This window comes from Streptomyces sp. NPDC028331 (assembly GCF_055565775.1).
In genome coordinates this window covers 175,749-190,875 of sequence record NZ_JBVHTR010000011.1, presented here as the reverse complement: position 1 = coordinate 190,875, position 15,127 = coordinate 175,749, and the positions used below count along the sequence as shown (strand labels likewise).

General features: G+C 71.8%; 15 protein-coding genes. 8 read left to right on the top strand and 7 right to left on the bottom strand.

Going from position 1 to position 15,127, the window contains the following annotated elements:
- Positions 1-149: 149 nt before the first annotated feature.
- From ACZ4SW_RS18615 to ACZ4SW_RS18605, 3 genes are all read right to left on the bottom strand, one after another.
- Positions 150-1,031 (bottom strand): LLM class F420-dependent oxidoreductase, encoded by an 882-nt coding sequence (locus ACZ4SW_RS18615; RefSeq protein ID WP_468244219.1) that lies wholly within the window; start codon positions 1,029-1,031, stop codon positions 150-152.
- Positions 1,032-1,210: 179 nt separating this feature from the next.
- Positions 1,211-2,479, bottom strand: a complete 1,269-nt coding sequence (locus ACZ4SW_RS18610) for an MFS transporter (protein WP_468244216.1) — start codon at positions 2,477-2,479, stop codon at positions 1,211-1,213.
- A gap of 234 nt (positions 2,480-2,713) precedes the next feature.
- Complete coding sequence (locus ACZ4SW_RS18605) at positions 2,714-3,421, bottom strand: SDR family NAD(P)-dependent oxidoreductase (RefSeq protein ID WP_468244213.1); 708 nt, start codon at positions 3,419-3,421, stop codon at positions 2,714-2,716.
- 102 nt (positions 3,422-3,523) lie between these two features.
- Between ACZ4SW_RS18605 and ACZ4SW_RS18600 the strand changes: the two genes are divergently transcribed.
- The gene (locus ACZ4SW_RS18600; protein WP_468244210.1) at positions 3,524-4,363 is read left to right on the top strand and encodes a helix-turn-helix transcriptional regulator; all 840 of its coding nucleotides are present in this window, start codon (positions 3,524-3,526) and stop codon (positions 4,361-4,363) included.
- Between the two features lie 148 nt (positions 4,364-4,511).
- On the opposite strand, the gene ACZ4SW_RS18595 is transcribed toward ACZ4SW_RS18600, so the two are convergent.
- The gene (locus tag ACZ4SW_RS18595) at positions 4,512-5,240 is read right to left on the bottom strand and encodes a hypothetical protein (RefSeq protein WP_468244207.1); all 729 of its coding nucleotides are present in this window, start codon (positions 5,238-5,240) and stop codon (positions 4,512-4,514) included.
- Positions 5,241-5,416: 176 nt separating this feature from the next.
- Between ACZ4SW_RS18595 and ACZ4SW_RS18590 the strand changes: the two genes are divergently transcribed.
- The 4 genes from ACZ4SW_RS18590 to ACZ4SW_RS18575 all read left to right on the top strand — a co-directional run bounded on the left by ACZ4SW_RS18590 (position 5,417) and on the right by ACZ4SW_RS18575 (position 8,392).
- Positions 5,417-5,746, top strand: coding sequence for an antibiotic biosynthesis monooxygenase family protein (locus tag ACZ4SW_RS18590; RefSeq protein ID WP_468244204.1), 330 nt, complete (start codon positions 5,417-5,419; stop codon positions 5,744-5,746).
- Positions 5,747-5,944: 198 nt separating this feature from the next.
- Complete coding sequence (locus tag ACZ4SW_RS18585; protein ID WP_468244201.1) at positions 5,945-6,292, top strand: DUF1330 domain-containing protein; 348 nt, start codon at positions 5,945-5,947, stop codon at positions 6,290-6,292.
- Positions 6,293-6,439: 147 nt separating this feature from the next.
- The gene (locus ACZ4SW_RS18580; protein ID WP_468244198.1) at positions 6,440-7,273 is read left to right on the top strand and encodes a DUF1206 domain-containing protein; all 834 of its coding nucleotides are present in this window, start codon (positions 6,440-6,442) and stop codon (positions 7,271-7,273) included.
- A gap of 324 nt (positions 7,274-7,597) precedes the next feature.
- Complete coding sequence (locus ACZ4SW_RS18575) at positions 7,598-8,392, top strand: polysaccharide deacetylase family protein (RefSeq protein WP_468244195.1); 795 nt, start codon at positions 7,598-7,600, stop codon at positions 8,390-8,392.
- 97 nt (positions 8,393-8,489) lie between these two features.
- On the opposite strand, the gene pip is transcribed toward ACZ4SW_RS18575, so the two are convergent.
- Entirely contained in the window at positions 8,490-9,452 is a 963-nt protein-coding gene (pip, locus tag ACZ4SW_RS18570) for a prolyl aminopeptidase (protein ID WP_468244193.1), read from the bottom strand.
- 366 nt (positions 9,453-9,818) lie between these two features.
- Here pip and ACZ4SW_RS18565 point away from each other — a divergent pair, with 366 nt between their 5' ends.
- Positions 9,819-11,009, top strand: a complete 1,191-nt coding sequence (locus tag ACZ4SW_RS18565) for a PP2C family protein-serine/threonine phosphatase (protein ID WP_468244190.1) — start codon at positions 9,819-9,821, stop codon at positions 11,007-11,009.
- Positions 11,010-11,034: 25 nt separating this feature from the next.
- Here ACZ4SW_RS18565 and ACZ4SW_RS18560 read toward each other — a convergent pair whose 3' ends face one another.
- Positions 11,035-11,793 carry an ATP-binding cassette domain-containing protein gene (locus tag ACZ4SW_RS18560; RefSeq protein WP_468244187.1) on the bottom strand — a complete coding sequence of 253 codons (759 nt, stop codon included), beginning with the start codon at positions 11,791-11,793 and terminating at the stop codon, positions 11,035-11,037.
- 218 nt (positions 11,794-12,011) lie between these two features.
- Here ACZ4SW_RS18560 and ACZ4SW_RS18555 point away from each other — a divergent pair, with 218 nt between their 5' ends.
- Both ACZ4SW_RS18555 and ACZ4SW_RS18550 read left to right on the top strand, forming a co-directional pair.
- A complete protein-coding gene (locus ACZ4SW_RS18555) occupies positions 12,012-13,049 on the top strand; it encodes a substrate-binding domain-containing protein (protein ID WP_468244184.1) in 1,038 nt (345 codons plus the stop codon).
- Positions 13,050-13,100: 51 nt separating this feature from the next.
- Positions 13,101-14,111 (top strand): ABC transporter permease, encoded by a 1,011-nt coding sequence (locus ACZ4SW_RS18550; RefSeq protein ID WP_468244182.1) that lies wholly within the window; start codon positions 13,101-13,103, stop codon positions 14,109-14,111.
- A 30-nt stretch (positions 14,112-14,141) separates the two neighbouring features.
- On the opposite strand, the gene ACZ4SW_RS18545 is transcribed toward ACZ4SW_RS18550, so the two are convergent.
- Positions 14,142-15,068 carry a hypothetical protein gene (locus tag ACZ4SW_RS18545; RefSeq protein ID WP_468244179.1) on the bottom strand — a complete coding sequence of 309 codons (927 nt, stop codon included), beginning with the start codon at positions 15,066-15,068 and terminating at the stop codon, positions 14,142-14,144.
- Positions 15,069-15,127 lie beyond the last annotated feature (59 nt).

Sequence of the window (15,127 nt, the reverse complement as noted above, 5' to 3'; positions counted from 1 at the left end):
GCCCCCGACGCCTCCCCCCCCCCCCCATGTGGGGCACAAAACCAAGGGGGGGGGGGTGGGCCCCCAGGGGGGGGGGGGGGGGGGGGTGGTTGGGGGGGGCCCCCCCCCCCCCCCCCCCCCCTCCGCCTCGCAGTCCGCCGGTGCCGGGCTCAGTCCAGCTCGGCCAGCCGCCGCACGGCGGGAGCCACGAAGGACTCCATCCACGGGGAGGTGGCGCCCGTGCGGGGCGCGAGGATGACCGTGTCGATGCCGAGCTTGCCGTAGCCGGAGATGTCGCCGGTGAAGGCGTCCACGTCGCCCTCGGTGGCCGGGTCTCCCGAGTAGGTCATCGTCTTGCGGATGCTGTCGTAGTCGCGGCCCGCGTCGTCGCAGTGGCCGCGCAGCACGTCCAGCTTGTGCGCGACCTCCTCCGGGGTCGTGGCGAACAGGTTGCAGGCGTCCGCGTAGCGGGCGACGAGCCGCAGCGTCTTCTTCTCGCCCCCACCGCCGACCAGGATCTCGGGGCGCGGTGAGCTCACCGGCGGGGGCACGCACAGTGTCTCGGCGAGCTGGTAGTACCGGCCCGAGAACGGCCCGTTGTTCTGCGGATCCCACATCTGCAGACAGATCCGCAGCGTCTCCTCCAGCCGCTCGAAGCGCTCCGCCAGCGGCGGGTACGGCACGCCCAGGCCGTGGTGCTCGCGGTCGTACCAGGCCGCCCCGATCCCCAGCGTGGCCCGGCCGCCGGACAGCACATCGAGGGTCGTGGCGATCTTGGCGAGCAGCCCGGGGTGACGGTACGTCACACCGGTGACCAGCACGCCGAGCTGCACCGTGGAGGTCTGGCCGGCCAGGTAGCCGAGGGTGGTGTACGCCTCGAGCATGGGCGCCTCGGCTCCGCCGTTGAACTCCATCTGGAAGTAGTGGTCCATGACCGACAGCCAGCTCACGCCCGCTGCCTCCGCCGCGGCGCCCGCGGCGGCCAGCTCGTCGCGCAGCGCGCCGACGCCCTCAGGGTGGTCGAACCGGTTGATGTGCACGCCCACGTGCATGTCCGTCTCCGTTCACCGTCACCCGCAACGCCCCCGACCCTGGCGACACTAGAGCTTCGAGTGTTCTCGAAGTCAAGGCCATCGGGTGTGTGTCGGAAGGCCGTGTGCGGACGCCTGCCGGGACTCCGCGGCGCGCCCCGGGAGACGGCTGCGCCCCCGGTGTGCGCGGCCGGTGAGCGTCAGGGCTGCGCGGTGTCCGCCACCGCGCCGGCCGGCGCCTGCGTGCCGGTGCCGCCGAACCGGATGCCCTTGGCTTCCTTGCCCACCGCGCTCAGCAGGATGACCACGGCCAAGGTCGGCAGGATGGTCCACGCCATGGCCGCCGGATAGCCGTGGCGCCCGGCGAGGGCCTCCTGGAGGGGCAGGTTGAGGGCGGCGATCAGGTTGCCGAGCTGATAGGTGACGCCCGGGTAGAAGCCTCGGATGGAGTCCGGGCTCAGCTCGGTCAGGTGCGCCGGGATGACGCCCCATGCCCCCTGCACGCACACCTGCATCAGGAACGAGGACAGCATCAGCCAGCCGACGCTCGTGGACAGCACGAAGAGCGGCACGACGAGCAGGCCCCCGGCCGCCGCGATCATGATCGTGCGGCGGCGGCCCAGTCGCTCGGAGTAGGCGCCGAGCACCACACCGCCGAGAATGGCGCCGATGTTGTAGACCACGGCGATGGCGATCGAGGTGTTCGCGGACAGGCCCAGGCCCTTCTTCACGAAGGTCGGGTAGATGTCCTGGGTACCGTGCGACATCCAGTTGAAGGCGGTCATCAGCGCCACCAGGTACAGGAAGCGCCGCAGGACCGCCGGGTCCTTGAACACCCGGTAGGCGGGGGTGCGGTTGAGGCGGACGCTCTTCTCCCACACCTCGCTCTCCTCGACGCGGCTCCGCACCCACAGCGCCACCAGGGCGGGCACCAGGCTGAAGGCGAACAGTCCCCGCCAGCCGAAGGCGGGCTCGATGACGAAGAACGCCACGGCGGCGAGCAGATAGCCCAGGGAGTATCCGCTCTGCAGCAGGCCGGACCAGAATCCGCGCCTGGCCGCCGGGATCTTCTCCATGGCGAGCGCCGCGCCCAGCCCCCACTCGCCGCCCATCCCGATGCCGTACAGCAGGCGCAGCACCAGCAGCACCGTGTAGTTCGGCGCGAAGGCGCAGGCGAATCCGACGACGGAGTAGAAGACGACGTCGGTCATCAGCGGGACGCGGCGACCGCGGCGGTCGGCCCACATACCGAACAGCAGGGCTCCCACCGGGCGCATCACCAGGGTGACGGTGGTCAGGAAGGCCATGTCGGTGAGGGAGACGTCGAAGTCCTTGGCGATCTCGCTGTACACGAGAACGACCAGGAAGTAGTCGAAGGCGTCCATCGCCCAGCCCAGATAGGCGGCGACGAAGGCGTGGCGCTGGTCCTTGGTGAGTCCCGCTGCCTGATCTCTGACGGTCTTCAGCATGGCGACCCTTCCGCGTGATCCGCACGTGAGGCTAGGCACGGGCGGCTGAGCGGGACAACGGTGCGGCAGCAAAACACCGGCCACGATTGCACAAAAAGGGGGTCCGCTGCACGAACGGCGCCGCCGCTGCGCGTGGAGCGCCGGGGCCCGGCGTGCCGTGACGTCGGCCGTGAGCTCGCGCACCGGTGTCCTGGAGTCGGCCGGACTCCAGGACACCGGCGTGGTGACGGGCACTCACCAGGGCAGAGGTCCCGCGGCGTCGACGTAGGCTCCGGTGGGGCCGTCGGGGCCCACCTGTGCCATCCGGACGATGATCTCGGCGCCCTCCTCGACGGTCTGCGTGCCGGTGTTGCCGTTGAGGTCGGTCGCGGTGTAGCCGGGCTCGACCGCGTTGATCCGCATGTTCGGGAACGCCTTGGCGTACTGCACCGTGATCATGTTGACCGCGGCCTTCGACGCCGGGTAGGCGACACCGGGGTAGGCGTACGCCGGCGTGCCCGGGGTGGCGACGCGGGTGAGCGAGCCCAGGCCGCTGCTGACGTTCACCACGGCCGGCGCGGAGGACCGCGCCAGCAGTGGCAGGAACGCGTGGGTGACGCGCACGAGGCCGAAGACGTTGGTCTCGAACACGGACCGCACCAGGTCGGCGGTGGCTCCGGCGGCGTCGACGACCGTGTTGCCTTCGCCGCGCGCCTCGATGCCGGCGTTGTTGACCAGCACATCCAGTCCGCCGTCGGCCTCGACGGCCTTGGCGGCGGCCGCGACGGACGCGTCGTCGGTGACGTCGATGAGGAGCATCCGCGCGCCCAGCCGCTCGGCGGCGCGGCGTCCGCGTTCGGCGTCCCGGCTGCCGATGTAGACGGTGTGGCCGACGGCGAGCAGCCGACGGGCGGTCTCGTATCCGAGGCCCTTGTTGGCCCCGGTGATCAGTGTTGTCGTCATGCCCCCAGGTTCCGGTCGGGCGGCGCGGCCAGCCAGGCGTCCCGTGTTCCTGGGACTCCTGGTACCAGGCACACCGCGCGGCGCGGGGGCACACTGGTCTGCATGGCGACGGCGGAATTCGGCAGGGCGGTGCGCCGGTGGCGGGACCGGGTCCCGCCCGAGGCTGCGGGGCTGCCCGCGGGCGGACAGCGGCGCGCGGCCGGGCTGCGCCGTGAGGAACTGGCCATGCTGGCCGGCATCTCCGTCGACTACGTCACCCGCCTGGAACAGGGCCGCGCCTCCAACCCGTCGACGCAGGTCGTCGACGCCCTCGCCCGGGCCCTGCGGCTGTCGGGCGACGAGCGGGCCCACCTGTTCCGGCTGGCGGGGCTGGCGACGCCGGGCCCGGACACGGTCCCCACGTACATCACCCCGAGCGTCCAGCGGATGGTGGACCGGTTCACCGGGACGCCCGTCGCCGTCTATGACGCGACCTGGACGCTGCTCATGGCCAATCCGCCGTACGCGGCCCTGATGGGCGACCCGTCCGGCTGGCGGGGCAACGAGCGCAACAGCGTGTGGCGGCACTTCGTCGGCCCGGGCAGCCGCACCCGGCACAGCCCGGAGTCGCTGCGTGCGTTCGAGGCGGCACTGGTGGCCGATCTGCGGGCGGCCGCCGGCCGCTATCCGGCCGACCAGCGGCTGCGCCGGCTGATCGGGGATCTGCGCAGGAGCAGCGACCGGTTCGCCGAGCTGTGGAACTCCGGAACGGTCGGCCGCCACGAGGCCGCTCGGAAGATCATCGACCATCCGCGCGTCGGTGCTCTGACGCTGGACTGCGACGTGCTCACCGTGACGGGCAGCGATCTGCGCATCATGGTCTACACGGCCGAGCCGGGAACCGAGGACGCCGAGCGCCTCGCACTGCTCACCGTGCTGGGCACGCAGACACTCGCCGGATAGGGGTTCCCCCGGCGGGCCGGCGGCCGGGCCGAGGCTGCCCTCGGCCTGGGCGGTGGCGCCGCCGCGGTCGCAGGCAGCCTCTTGCAGCCGCGCCGCCCGCGGGCGGTCCCCGTCGGCGTCAGCGGGGTCCCCGCCCCCTGGACACCCCTCACCTGAGAATGTTCACCGCCCGTGCCACCACCAGCGCCACGGTGAGCAGCGACACCGATGCCTGCGCAGCCATGAGCAACTTCGCCCAACGGGACAGGGGCATCGTGTCGGTGGGGCTGAAGGCCGTCGCGTTGGTGAACGACACGTAGAGGTAGTCCGCGAACGCCGGTTCCCAGTCCGCCGGCGCCAGTTCCCGGCTCTGCATCTGGGGGAAGAGGAAGTCCGGGTAGTCGTGGTGCCCTGCGGCACGGGCCGCGGGCCCGCCCCTGTCCCACTCCCAGTACCACAGGGCGAAGACGATGACGTTGGTCAGCCAGATGCTCGCCCCCGTCATCAGCAGCGTTCCGGCGTCGCTCCCCTCGGCACCGCGCACCAGTCCCCTGATCAGCAGCGCCGCGGACCAGCCGTTGGCGACGCTGACCAGAGCGGCCAGCGTCAGCCCGCCCGCGCGCAGCACCGAGGCCGCCCGTCTCGTACGGATCCGGAAGGCGCACAGCAGCACGACCAGCAACAGCACTTCCAGCGTGGGCAGAAGCCATTCCGGACGAAAGGCCAGCCGCTCGGGCAACAGGAGTTGCAGCGCGACCGCGGCGAGCACCGCCGCGCTGACGGCCCAGCGCGACTCATCGTGGGTGGGCCGGCGCCAGGCCGGCTCCTGACGGGCCGCCGTGAGCAGTTCCTCCAACCGGGCGAGCCGCTCGTGCAGGGCCCCGAACTCTTCGTTCACCACCCCAGTGTGACCTCATGGCGACGAGACCGAAGGGGCACCCCGCCACACCGCGGGGAGGCCCGGAGCGGACCTGCGCGCCATAGGGCGCGCACGCGTTCGGCCGCGCCCCCGTCCTCCACGCGAGCGGACGAGCCGTTCGGCGTCAGCCGAGGGCGCTGCGGCAGGATGGGACCATGAGCGTAGTCAAGATCAACGTACTGACGGTCCCCGCCGAGCAGCGGGAGACCCTGGAGAAGCGCTTCGCCTCCCGTGCCCACGCCGTGGAGAGTTCCGACGGCTTCGAGTGGTTCGAACTCCTCCGGCCGGTCGACGGCACCGACAACTACCTGGTCTACACCCGGTGGCGGGACGAGGAGTCCTTCCAGGCCTGGATGGAAGGCCCCATGAAGGCAGCCCACCAGGGCGGTGACGCGGCAGGCGGCGAACGCCCCAGGCCGGCGGCGAGCGGGTCCACGCTGTGGTCCTTCGACGTCGTCCAGCAGGCGGGGCCCAAGAGCGCGTAGGCCGGCCGTCGCCGACCACCGGGCGTACGCCCCGGCTCCGCGCCCGGCTCCGTCGGCGGACCGGGACCCGGTGGCCGGCGGCCCCTGGGCGGCAGGCGCACGCCGCCCAGGGGCCGCTTACCTCGGAGGTCATCGACCCCCGAACGGGGCGCATGCCACGATCGCGGCGTACGGAGCCCGGCCGACCGGAAGGACGCCATGACCGCCTACGCCATAGCCCACCTGCAGGAAGCCGCTCCGCACCCGGAGATCGCCGAGTACATCGAGCGCATCACCGCCACCTTCGCCCCCTACGGCGGCCGCTTCCTCGTGCACGCCACACAGCACGAGGTGAAGGAGGGCAGCTGGCCCGGTCACGTGGTCGTCATCGGCTTCCCCACCCTGGCCGAGGCGCGGGCCTGGTGGGACTCGCCCGCGTACCAGGACATCGCACAGCTGCGCTCACGGCACATCGAGGGCGACATCATCCTGGTCGACGGCGTCACCGGTGCTTACGACCCCGCCACCACCGCGCAGACGATGCGCGAGGCCCTGCGCACCCCCTAGGCCCAGCCGGCTCGGTCGTGGAGGACGGCTCGAGTACATGACTCCCTGATAGGCCATCAGGTCGGCGCCTCTGGTGCACCGACCGGGGCCGTCGCCCGGTCGGTGTGTCCTCCCGGCCCGGGGGCACAAGGATTCGGGGAGGTTGAGATGAACACGAGTGCGATGGTCCGGACCGGCCGGATGCGGGCCGGGCGCGAGGTCGGCTCGCTCACACAGGCCGCTGCCCGGGCGGGGCTGACCGCGCGCGGAGTGATCTACGTACTGGTCGGCGTGCTCGCGCTGCGGATCGCGTTCGGCGACGGCGGGCAGCAGGCCGACCGCAGCGGTGCGCTCGCCGAGATCGCGGACGAGCCGTTCGGCGCCGTACTGCTGTGGGCGCTGGGCATCGGGCTCGCCGGCATGGCCGTGTGGCGGTTGTCCCAGGCGGTGTTCGGCTCCGTCGGGCCGGACGGCCGCAAAATGACGAAGCGGCTGTCCTCGCTGGTCCGGTGCGTGTTCTACGCGTTCGTCGCCTACTCCGTGCTGTCCTTCGCGACCGGTTCGGGTACGGGCGGCGCCTCGAGCGACAAGCAGTCCAGGGACGTCACGGCCAGGGCTCTGGGCATGCCCGGCGGTCAGTGGATCGTGGGCGCCGTCGCGGTCGGTATCGCCGTGGCGGGGGTCTGGATCGCGGTCCGGGCCGTCCGGCGCACGTACCACGACGATCTCAGGCTCGGCGAGATGTCGCCGGCCCAGAGGCGATCGGTGGACATCGCCGGCGTGGGCGGAGGTGCGGCGCGCGGCCTGGTGTTCGCCGCGGCGGGTGCCTTCGCGGTTCGCGCCGCGGTCGATTACCGGCCCGACCGGGCCAAGGGGCTCGACGACACGCTGCGCTCGTTCGCCGAGACCCCGATCGGGCCGTGGCTGCTGGTGCTCGTCGCCGCCGGGGTCGTGCTGTTCGGCCTCTTCTCGTTCGCACTGGCGCGCTGGCGCAGGGTCTGAGCGTCGCCTCTTCCCGCCCCGTGGGCAGAGCGGTTCAGTCCGTCTCCTGGCCAGTCCACCTCGTACCGGCCGGCCTCCGGGACGTACCGCATCTCCTTCGGGGTGCCGTCGAACGCCCGCTGCTCCGCCGTGCGCAGGGTGTCGCCGATGCCGGGGCCGGCCAGGATCCCGGCGCTGCCGCCGCGCCGTCCCCGGGTGACCGCCGCGCGATGTCGTGGAATCCCCGCGGAATTGTCCGTGATCGGTAACAGACGGATCCCGTAGCGGCCTTCTCCCGTCCTGATGGGTGCACGTGACCAGCAGAGGACGAGGAACGGGGCGGACATGGTGCGGCATGGCGGACGGGGATGGCACGGGCGGGTGCTCGCGGCGGCGGTCGGGGTGACGGCGGTGGCCGCCGTCACCTCCGTATGGACCGCGCAGGCCGGCCCCGCCGAGGGACCCGGCGCACGAGTGGACGTCCTGGCAAGCCCCTCCGCGCCGAACGCCCGGGCCCAGGGCCCGGCGGGGGCGCCGCTGTCCGCGGAGATAGCCCACGCCTCGGACCGGGGCACCCACGCGGTCAACATCACCATCGACGACGGGCCGGACCCCGTCTGGACCCCGCAGGTGCTCAAGGTGCTGCGGGACAACGGTGTGAAGGCCACGTTCTGCATGGTGGGCACGCAGGCCCAGGCGCACCCCGAACTGGTCAGGGAGGTCGTGGCGGCCGGGCATCGGCTGTGCGACCACACGGTCTCCCACGACACCGCCATGGACAAGAAGTCCGAGGCCTACCAGTCGCAGCAGATTGTGGACGCCGAACGCATGATCACCAAGGCGTCGGGGGGCGTACACCCGCAGTACTACCGGGCCCCGGGCGGCGCCTTCACGCCCTACAGCCGCCACCTCGCCGCGTCCCACGGCATGCGCCCGCTGGGCTGGAACGTCGACTCCAAGGACTTCGAGCGTCCGGGAACGGCCGCCATCGTGGCCACGGTCAAGAGCGAGATCCACAACGGGCCGACCCTCCTGTTCCACGACGCGGGCGGGGACCGTTCCCAGACCGTGGCCGCCCTGCGTGAGGTCCTGCCGTGGCTGAGGCAGCAGGGGTACTCCTTCGGCTTCCCCGTGCGCTGAGCGCTCCCCCTGAGCCGGGGAGGTCCGCGGCACGGCTGGTCGGCCGCCCGTCCCCGTGCGGCTGGGGCACGGCGGACGGGGGCGGTCCGGGGCGCGCTCAGCGGTGTGCGTAGGCGTCCGTCGCCGCCACCAGCGCGTCCGCCATGCGCTGTCCGCCCGTCGTGTGTCCCACGTCGTCCACGACGATCAGCTCGCTGTCCGGCCAGGCGTGGTGGAGCCGCCATGCGGTGCCGAGCAGGTTGCCGAAGTCCAGGCTGCCCTGGACCAGCGTGCCGGGGATGCCCTTGAGGAGGGGCGCGTCGCGGAGGATGACGCCCTCGTCGTTGCCGTCGCCGAGGAAGTGGTCGTTGCCCCAGTAGTGGGTCACCGTCCGGGCGAAGCCCATCCGGAACTCCGGGTCCTCGAAGCGTTCGACCGATCGCGGTGGCGCCGGGATCGTCGCCGTCTCCCAGTCGGTCCAGGCCCGCGCTGCGCGGGCCCGCACCCGCGGGTCCGGTGACTCGATCAGCCGGTTGAAGGCCGCCGCGAGGTCGCCCTCGCGGTCCTCCTCGGGCAGCGCTTCCAGGAAGCGCCGGAAGGCGTCCGGGAAGAACTGTCCGAGGCCTCTGGTGAGCAGGGCCACTTCCCGGTTCGAGCCCGTGGCGACCGCCGTCAGGACCAGTTCCGACACCGCCTGCGGGTGCGTCTGCGCGTAGCGGAGCCCGAGCACCGAGCCCCACGACACGCCCCACACCAGCCATCGCTCGATCCCCAGGTGCCGCCGCAGCCGCTCCAGGTCGGCGATCAGGTGGGCCGTCGTGTTGACGCTCATGTCGGTGTCGTACGCGCTCGCGTGCGGGGTGGAACGGCCGCAGCCACGCTGGTCGAGCAGGACGATGCGGTACGCCGCCGGATCGAAGTGGCGCCGGTATCCCGCCCCGCACCCGGAGCCGGGACCGCCGTGCAGCACGACCGCGGGCTTGCCGTGCGGATTGCCGCAGACCTCCCAGTAGACGCGGTTGCCGTCACCGACGTCGAGCATGCCGTGGTCGTACGGTTCGATCTCCGGATACAGGCCCATCGCAGCACCATACGGCCGGCGGCGGCACCGTCGCCGCCCCTTTTCGTGCGCCCCGATCGGGTGGTCCGCGCCCCCCGGTCCCCGCCGGCCGCCCGTCGCGTCCGGTGCGGCTCGGCATCCCTCGGCCGGATCAGAACGTCTAGGATTGCACTGAAGATCCGGATATGCCTCTTGCCCAAGCGGTCGGCGGATCGCGCTGTCAGCCGCGCCCGGCCCGTGGTCTTGATCAGGCTCGGGAGTTCTCGTGAACAGGCCGTGTGTAGGGATCCGCCAGGGCTGCCGCCCGGTCCTGGGAAGCGCCCCCGTGCGCCGGTCCGGTTGCCCGGGATGCCCGCCGTCCCCGTTCCGTGCCCGTGGGAGCGTGCCGTGAGGTGGGCGGAGCGCCGGGAGACCGGAGGCCGCCGGGCGCCGCGGCTCAGCAGCACGGGCCTGCAGCTGCCGCGTCCGCCGGTGTGGCTGCGCTGGCTTCCGGCGATCTACGTCGCGGGCGTCCTGGTGCTCGAGCCGGTCACTCCGGTGCAGTGGCCGGTGAGCTTCCTGCTGATCGCCCTCCCCGTCGTCGCCGCCTACGCCCACGGTCCCGCGGCCGTCGCCGCGATCACGGTGTTCGCCGTCGGGTTCGAGGCTCTGCTGGCCGGCACGCCCTGCTGCGCGGGCCGCTCCGTGGGGTATCTGGGGGAGCGCCACTACGTCGCCGCCTACATCTCCACCGTGCTGGTCGGTGTCCTGGGGACGATTCTGGCCGCGAGCCGGACACGCCGGGAGCGCACCCTGGCGACCGTACGGTCGGTGGCCGAGACCGCGCAGCGGGTGCTGTTGCGCCCCGTGCCGCGCCGCCTCGGGCAGGTGTCGATCGAGACGCTGTACCTGTCGGCCGCAGCCGAGGCGCGTATCGGTGGTGATCTGTACGAGGCGGTGCCCACCGCGCACGGGGTCCGCCTGCTCATCGGTGACGTCCGGGGCAAAGGCCTGGTGGCGGTCGAAACGGCCGCCACGATGCTCGGTGCGTTCCGCGAGGCCGCCCATGACGAGCCCGACCTCGCCGGTGTGGCGCGCCGGGTCGAGAGGAGCATGACCCGCAGGGCCACGCAGCTCGCGGGCAGCGAGGTGGCGGAACGCTTCGTCACCGCGGTGTTCGCCGAGGTCCCCGATGAGCAGCCCGTGGTCCGCATCGTCAACTGCGGCCACCCCCCTCCCCTGCTCATCGGCCCGCAGGGGGTCACCGAGCTCGACTCGGCCGATCCCTCACCGCCCATCAACCTCGGTGTTCTGGTCGGGGACGACTACCACGTGGAGGTGAGCCCCTTTCGTCCCGGCGAGCAACTGCTGCTGTACACCGACGGCGTCACGGAGACGCGTGACCGCACGGGGGCGTTCTATCCGCTGACCGAGCGGGTCCGGTCCTGGGCCGCTCTGCCTCCCGGTGAGCTCCTCGACCGCCTGCACCAGGATCTGCTGGCCTTCAGCGACGCGAATCTGGGCGACGACACCGCGGCACTGGCCGCGTGCCGGCTCCCCTGTGACACACACCGGGCGACCGGACCGCACCGGCAGTGACCGGTGGCGTCGTCGCCGGGGCCGGTCAGGGGCTGCCGGCGCCGATGATCGAGGACATGATCCGTTCCTGGGGTGTGGTGGGCACATGGAAGAAGCCGTTGTTGCAGCCGAGCCGCAGCACCGCGGCCCGGTCCGCGACGGCCTTGACGTCTCCCATGTTGTGACTGATGAGGATGACACCGACCCCCTGCTCACGGAGTTCGTCGACCAGATCGAGGACGTGGCTCGCCTGCCGGATGCCGAGCGAGGCGGTCGGCTCGTCCAACAGGACGGCCTTCGGCTGCCCGAGCAGCGCGCGGGAGATCGCGACGGTCTGCCGCTGGCCTGCCGACAGGGAGGCGACCGGGGCACGCATGTCGGGGACGCGGATGCCCATGGCGTCCAGTTGCCGACGCGCCTCCCTGCGCATGCTGCCCTTGTCCATCAGCCGCAGGAGACGGCCCAGGGCGCCGGGGCGCCTCTGTTCACGTCCGAGGTAGAGGTTCTCGGCGACGTCGAGGCCGTCGCACAGGGCCAGGTTCTGGTGCACCGTCGCGATGCCGAGGTGCCGGGCGGCCCGGGGCGTCCGGATCTGCACGACCTGGCCCTCCCACTCCACGACGCCCGCGTCGGCGGCGGTGACGCCCGCGATCACCCGGATGAGCGTGGACTTTCCGGCGCCGTTGTCCCCCAGGAGGGCGACGACCTCTCCCCTGTGGACCTCCAGCTCCACGTCCTTGAGTGCTTGGACGGCGCCGAACCGCTTGGAGATGCCGCGCAGCGCCAGCAGAGGCGGCTCAGTCACGTGAACCTCACCTTCTGCGTACGGCGGCGGTGACGCCGCACGGCCGGACCGATCACCAGAATATCGGAACAATGACCTCTTCTAGCGATAAACCGGGTACAGGCGGTCAATAAGGCACCGCACCGCCCTTACCTCAGCATTTGCGCATAATCTCGGCTCATGATGGAGGTCACGGAGGCTCGTGTGACGCCCGGCCCCGGCCGGAGGAGGGCTGACCCATGACACACGACCGTGCGGGCCGCGAACACGCGTGGCGGCGACGCCGACGGCGAGGGGCGGTCCTCCTCATGGTGGGGACTCTGGTGGGCTGTGCCGCCGCCTGCGGCGGGGGGAACGGCAGCGGTGGCGAGGGGGCGCACCGGATCACCATCGGCCTGGTGACCAAGACCGAGGCCAACCCGTTCTTCGTGACGCTGCGCCATGCCGCCACGGCCGCGGCGGAGAAGAACGACGCCCGGCTGATCGCCCTGGCCGGAAAGTTCGACGGGGACAACGAGGGTCAGGTGAACGCGGTGGAGAGCCTCATCGCGCGCGGAGTCAACGGCATTCTCATCACGCCGTCGAACACGACGGGGATCCTGGGCGCCATCAAGGAGGCCCGTCGGCAGGGCATCCTGGTGATCGCGCTGGACACCGCGACACAGCCGGAGAACGCGGTCGACGCCACGTACGCGACGGACAACTTCAAGGCCGGCCACCTGCAGGGGGCGTATCTCAGGGCGGTGCTCGGCGGCCGGACTCCCAGGGTGTTCGTGCTGGACGGCACGGCGGGATCGGAAGTCAGTCAGGACCGCCACGACGGATTCCTCGAGGGCTTCGGGATCAAGGAAGGCTCACCGGCGATCGTGGGCCGGGCCGACACCAACGGCGACCGGAACACGGCGCAGGCCGCGACGGAGAACCTGCTGCTGCGCTCGCGCGACGTGAACACGATCTACACCATCAACGAGCCGGTGGCGGCCGGAGCGTACGGGGCCATCGCGTCCCAGGGACTGACCCGCCAGGTCACCATCGGCTCCATCGACGGCTCGTGCGACGGGGTCCGTGACGTCCGGTCCGGCACGTTCGCCGCCACCGTCATGCAGTTCCCGGTCAGGATGGCCACCGACGGCGTGGACGCGGTGCTCGCTTTCGCCCGGAGCGGGAAGAGGCCGTCCGGTTTCACCGACACGGGCACGGTGCTCATCACGGACAGGCGGGTGCGCGGTGTGCCGTCGCAGACCACGGCCTGGGGACTCCAGCACTGCTGGGGATGACGTGCCGCAGTCACCGAGTCGCCGAGCGGGCCGAAGGGATCACAACAGCTCATGAGGTCACCCCTCACCACACCCGCCGCCGGCGGTGATGCGCGCACCCGGGTGCGGGACACCCTCCGGTACGCCTTTCGCACGCCGGCCATCGGCCCGCTGGCGGCTCTGGTCATCGCCGTGGTGGCGTTCGCGGTCACCACGGAGACGTTTCTGACGCCGCGGAACCTGTCGCTGGTGCTCCAGCAGTCCATCGTGATCGGCACACTGGCGCTCGGCCAGTCACTGATCATCCTCACCGCGGGCATCGACCTGGCGAACGGCGCGATCGCGGTGCTGGGCACGATCGTCATGGCCAAGCTGGTCTTCGACGGCGGCAACCCCGTGGCTGCCCTGGTCCTCGGCCTGGTCGTGGCGGCGCTCGTCGGGCTGGTGAACGGACTGCTCGTGTCGCGGCTGCGCCTGCCGCCCTTCATCGTCACGCTGGGGGCGCTGACCGTCGTCTACGCCGCCGCCAGGCTGTACTCGCAGTCCCGCAGCTATCCCGTGACCTCCGGTCTGCTCGTCTTCTGGGGCAACGGCCTGGACGTCGGAAGCATGTTCATCACCTGGGGGACGTTCCTGCTCGTGGGCCTCTACGCGTTCTTCTGGTACGTACTCACCCAGACCGCGTGGGGCCGGCACATCTACGCCGTCGGCAACGCACCGGAGTCCGCCCGGCTGACCGGCATCGACGTGCGACGCACGGTTCTCTCGGTCTATGTCACGGCCGGGTTCCTGTACGGCGTCGCCGCCTGGCAGTCCCTGGGCCGCATCCCGAACGCCGACCCCAACTCGTACCAGACGGCGAACCTGGAGAGCATCACCGCGGTCGTCCTCGGCGGCACGAGCCTCTTCGGCGGCCGGGGAAGCGTCATCGGCACGCTCATCGGGGCGGTCATCGTCAATGTGCTGCGGTCCGGACTCACCCAGGCGGGTATCGACAGCCTCTACCAGGACGTGGCGACCGGAACCCTCGTCGTCGTGACGGTCGGCGTGGACCAGATCCTGCGCAGGGGCGGCCCACGGTGACGCCGGGCGCACCGCGGGCGGCCGGGGACGTCAAGGCGTTCCGGTCGGTGCGTCGACCGAGTTCGGCGAGCGGGCGGGCGTCCTCTGCCGGGGCAGCCCCGCAGGTGACGGCTCTTCATGCGCGGTCTGCGGCACCGGATCGTTGCGCTCGCCGTCGCCTCCTACCGGCGTCGTCGCCGGTGCGCTCCCGATCCGCAGTACGGTCGCCCACATGCGTCGCCGCAGGCTGCGGCCGTGTCCGTGGAACAGTCCCAGGACGATCGCCGTCGCCACCGCGATGAGGTGCTCCCGGCCGGCCAGGTTCGGTATGGCGATGGACTCCCAGACCATCGACCCGCCGGTGAGGGTGAACACGACGGGGGCGCGCCGGACGACGGAGAGGTAGGTGAACAGGCCCACGACCGCGGCGGACGGTCCCGTGTCGAGCACCTGTCCGATCTCGGGCGGCAGCCCCAGCCCCCACCAGCCGGGCCCGAGTGCGATCATCACCCGCACGGTGAGGGTGCCCGCGAGTGTGGTCACGTACGCGACGGCCAGTGTCCGGGCGCGGCCCAAGACCAGTTCCGCCAGGGCGAAGGCGAGGAACAGCTGGGTGATGCCGGCCCAGACCGGCAGGTCGAGGGCCGGGACGTACAGCGACACGGGGGTGCGTAACAGGGCCAGCCACAGCGGCAGATCGGCGTAGACGCCGCCCAGCAGCCGTACCGCCACGGCGCCGGTCGGATGCTGCGCGATCGCGTGGAAGAAGATCACCCCGAAGGCGGCGACGAAGGCCAGGACGAGTCCGGACAGCCCGCGCCGCAGCAGTCGCCGTACCGGATCGACCACGATGCCGTGCCACTCGCCCCGCGCCGTACGGCCGATGAACAGCACGCCGCGCAGCAGTACCGCGGCCGCTCCGCCCGGCGCGCCGTCCCCCGCCGCGGACGGCTCGGCACCGCCGCGTGGCCCCCTCACCCGCGTGCCGTGGTCGTCGACACGGTGGTGAGGTCTTTCCACCCCTTGACGCAAGGACT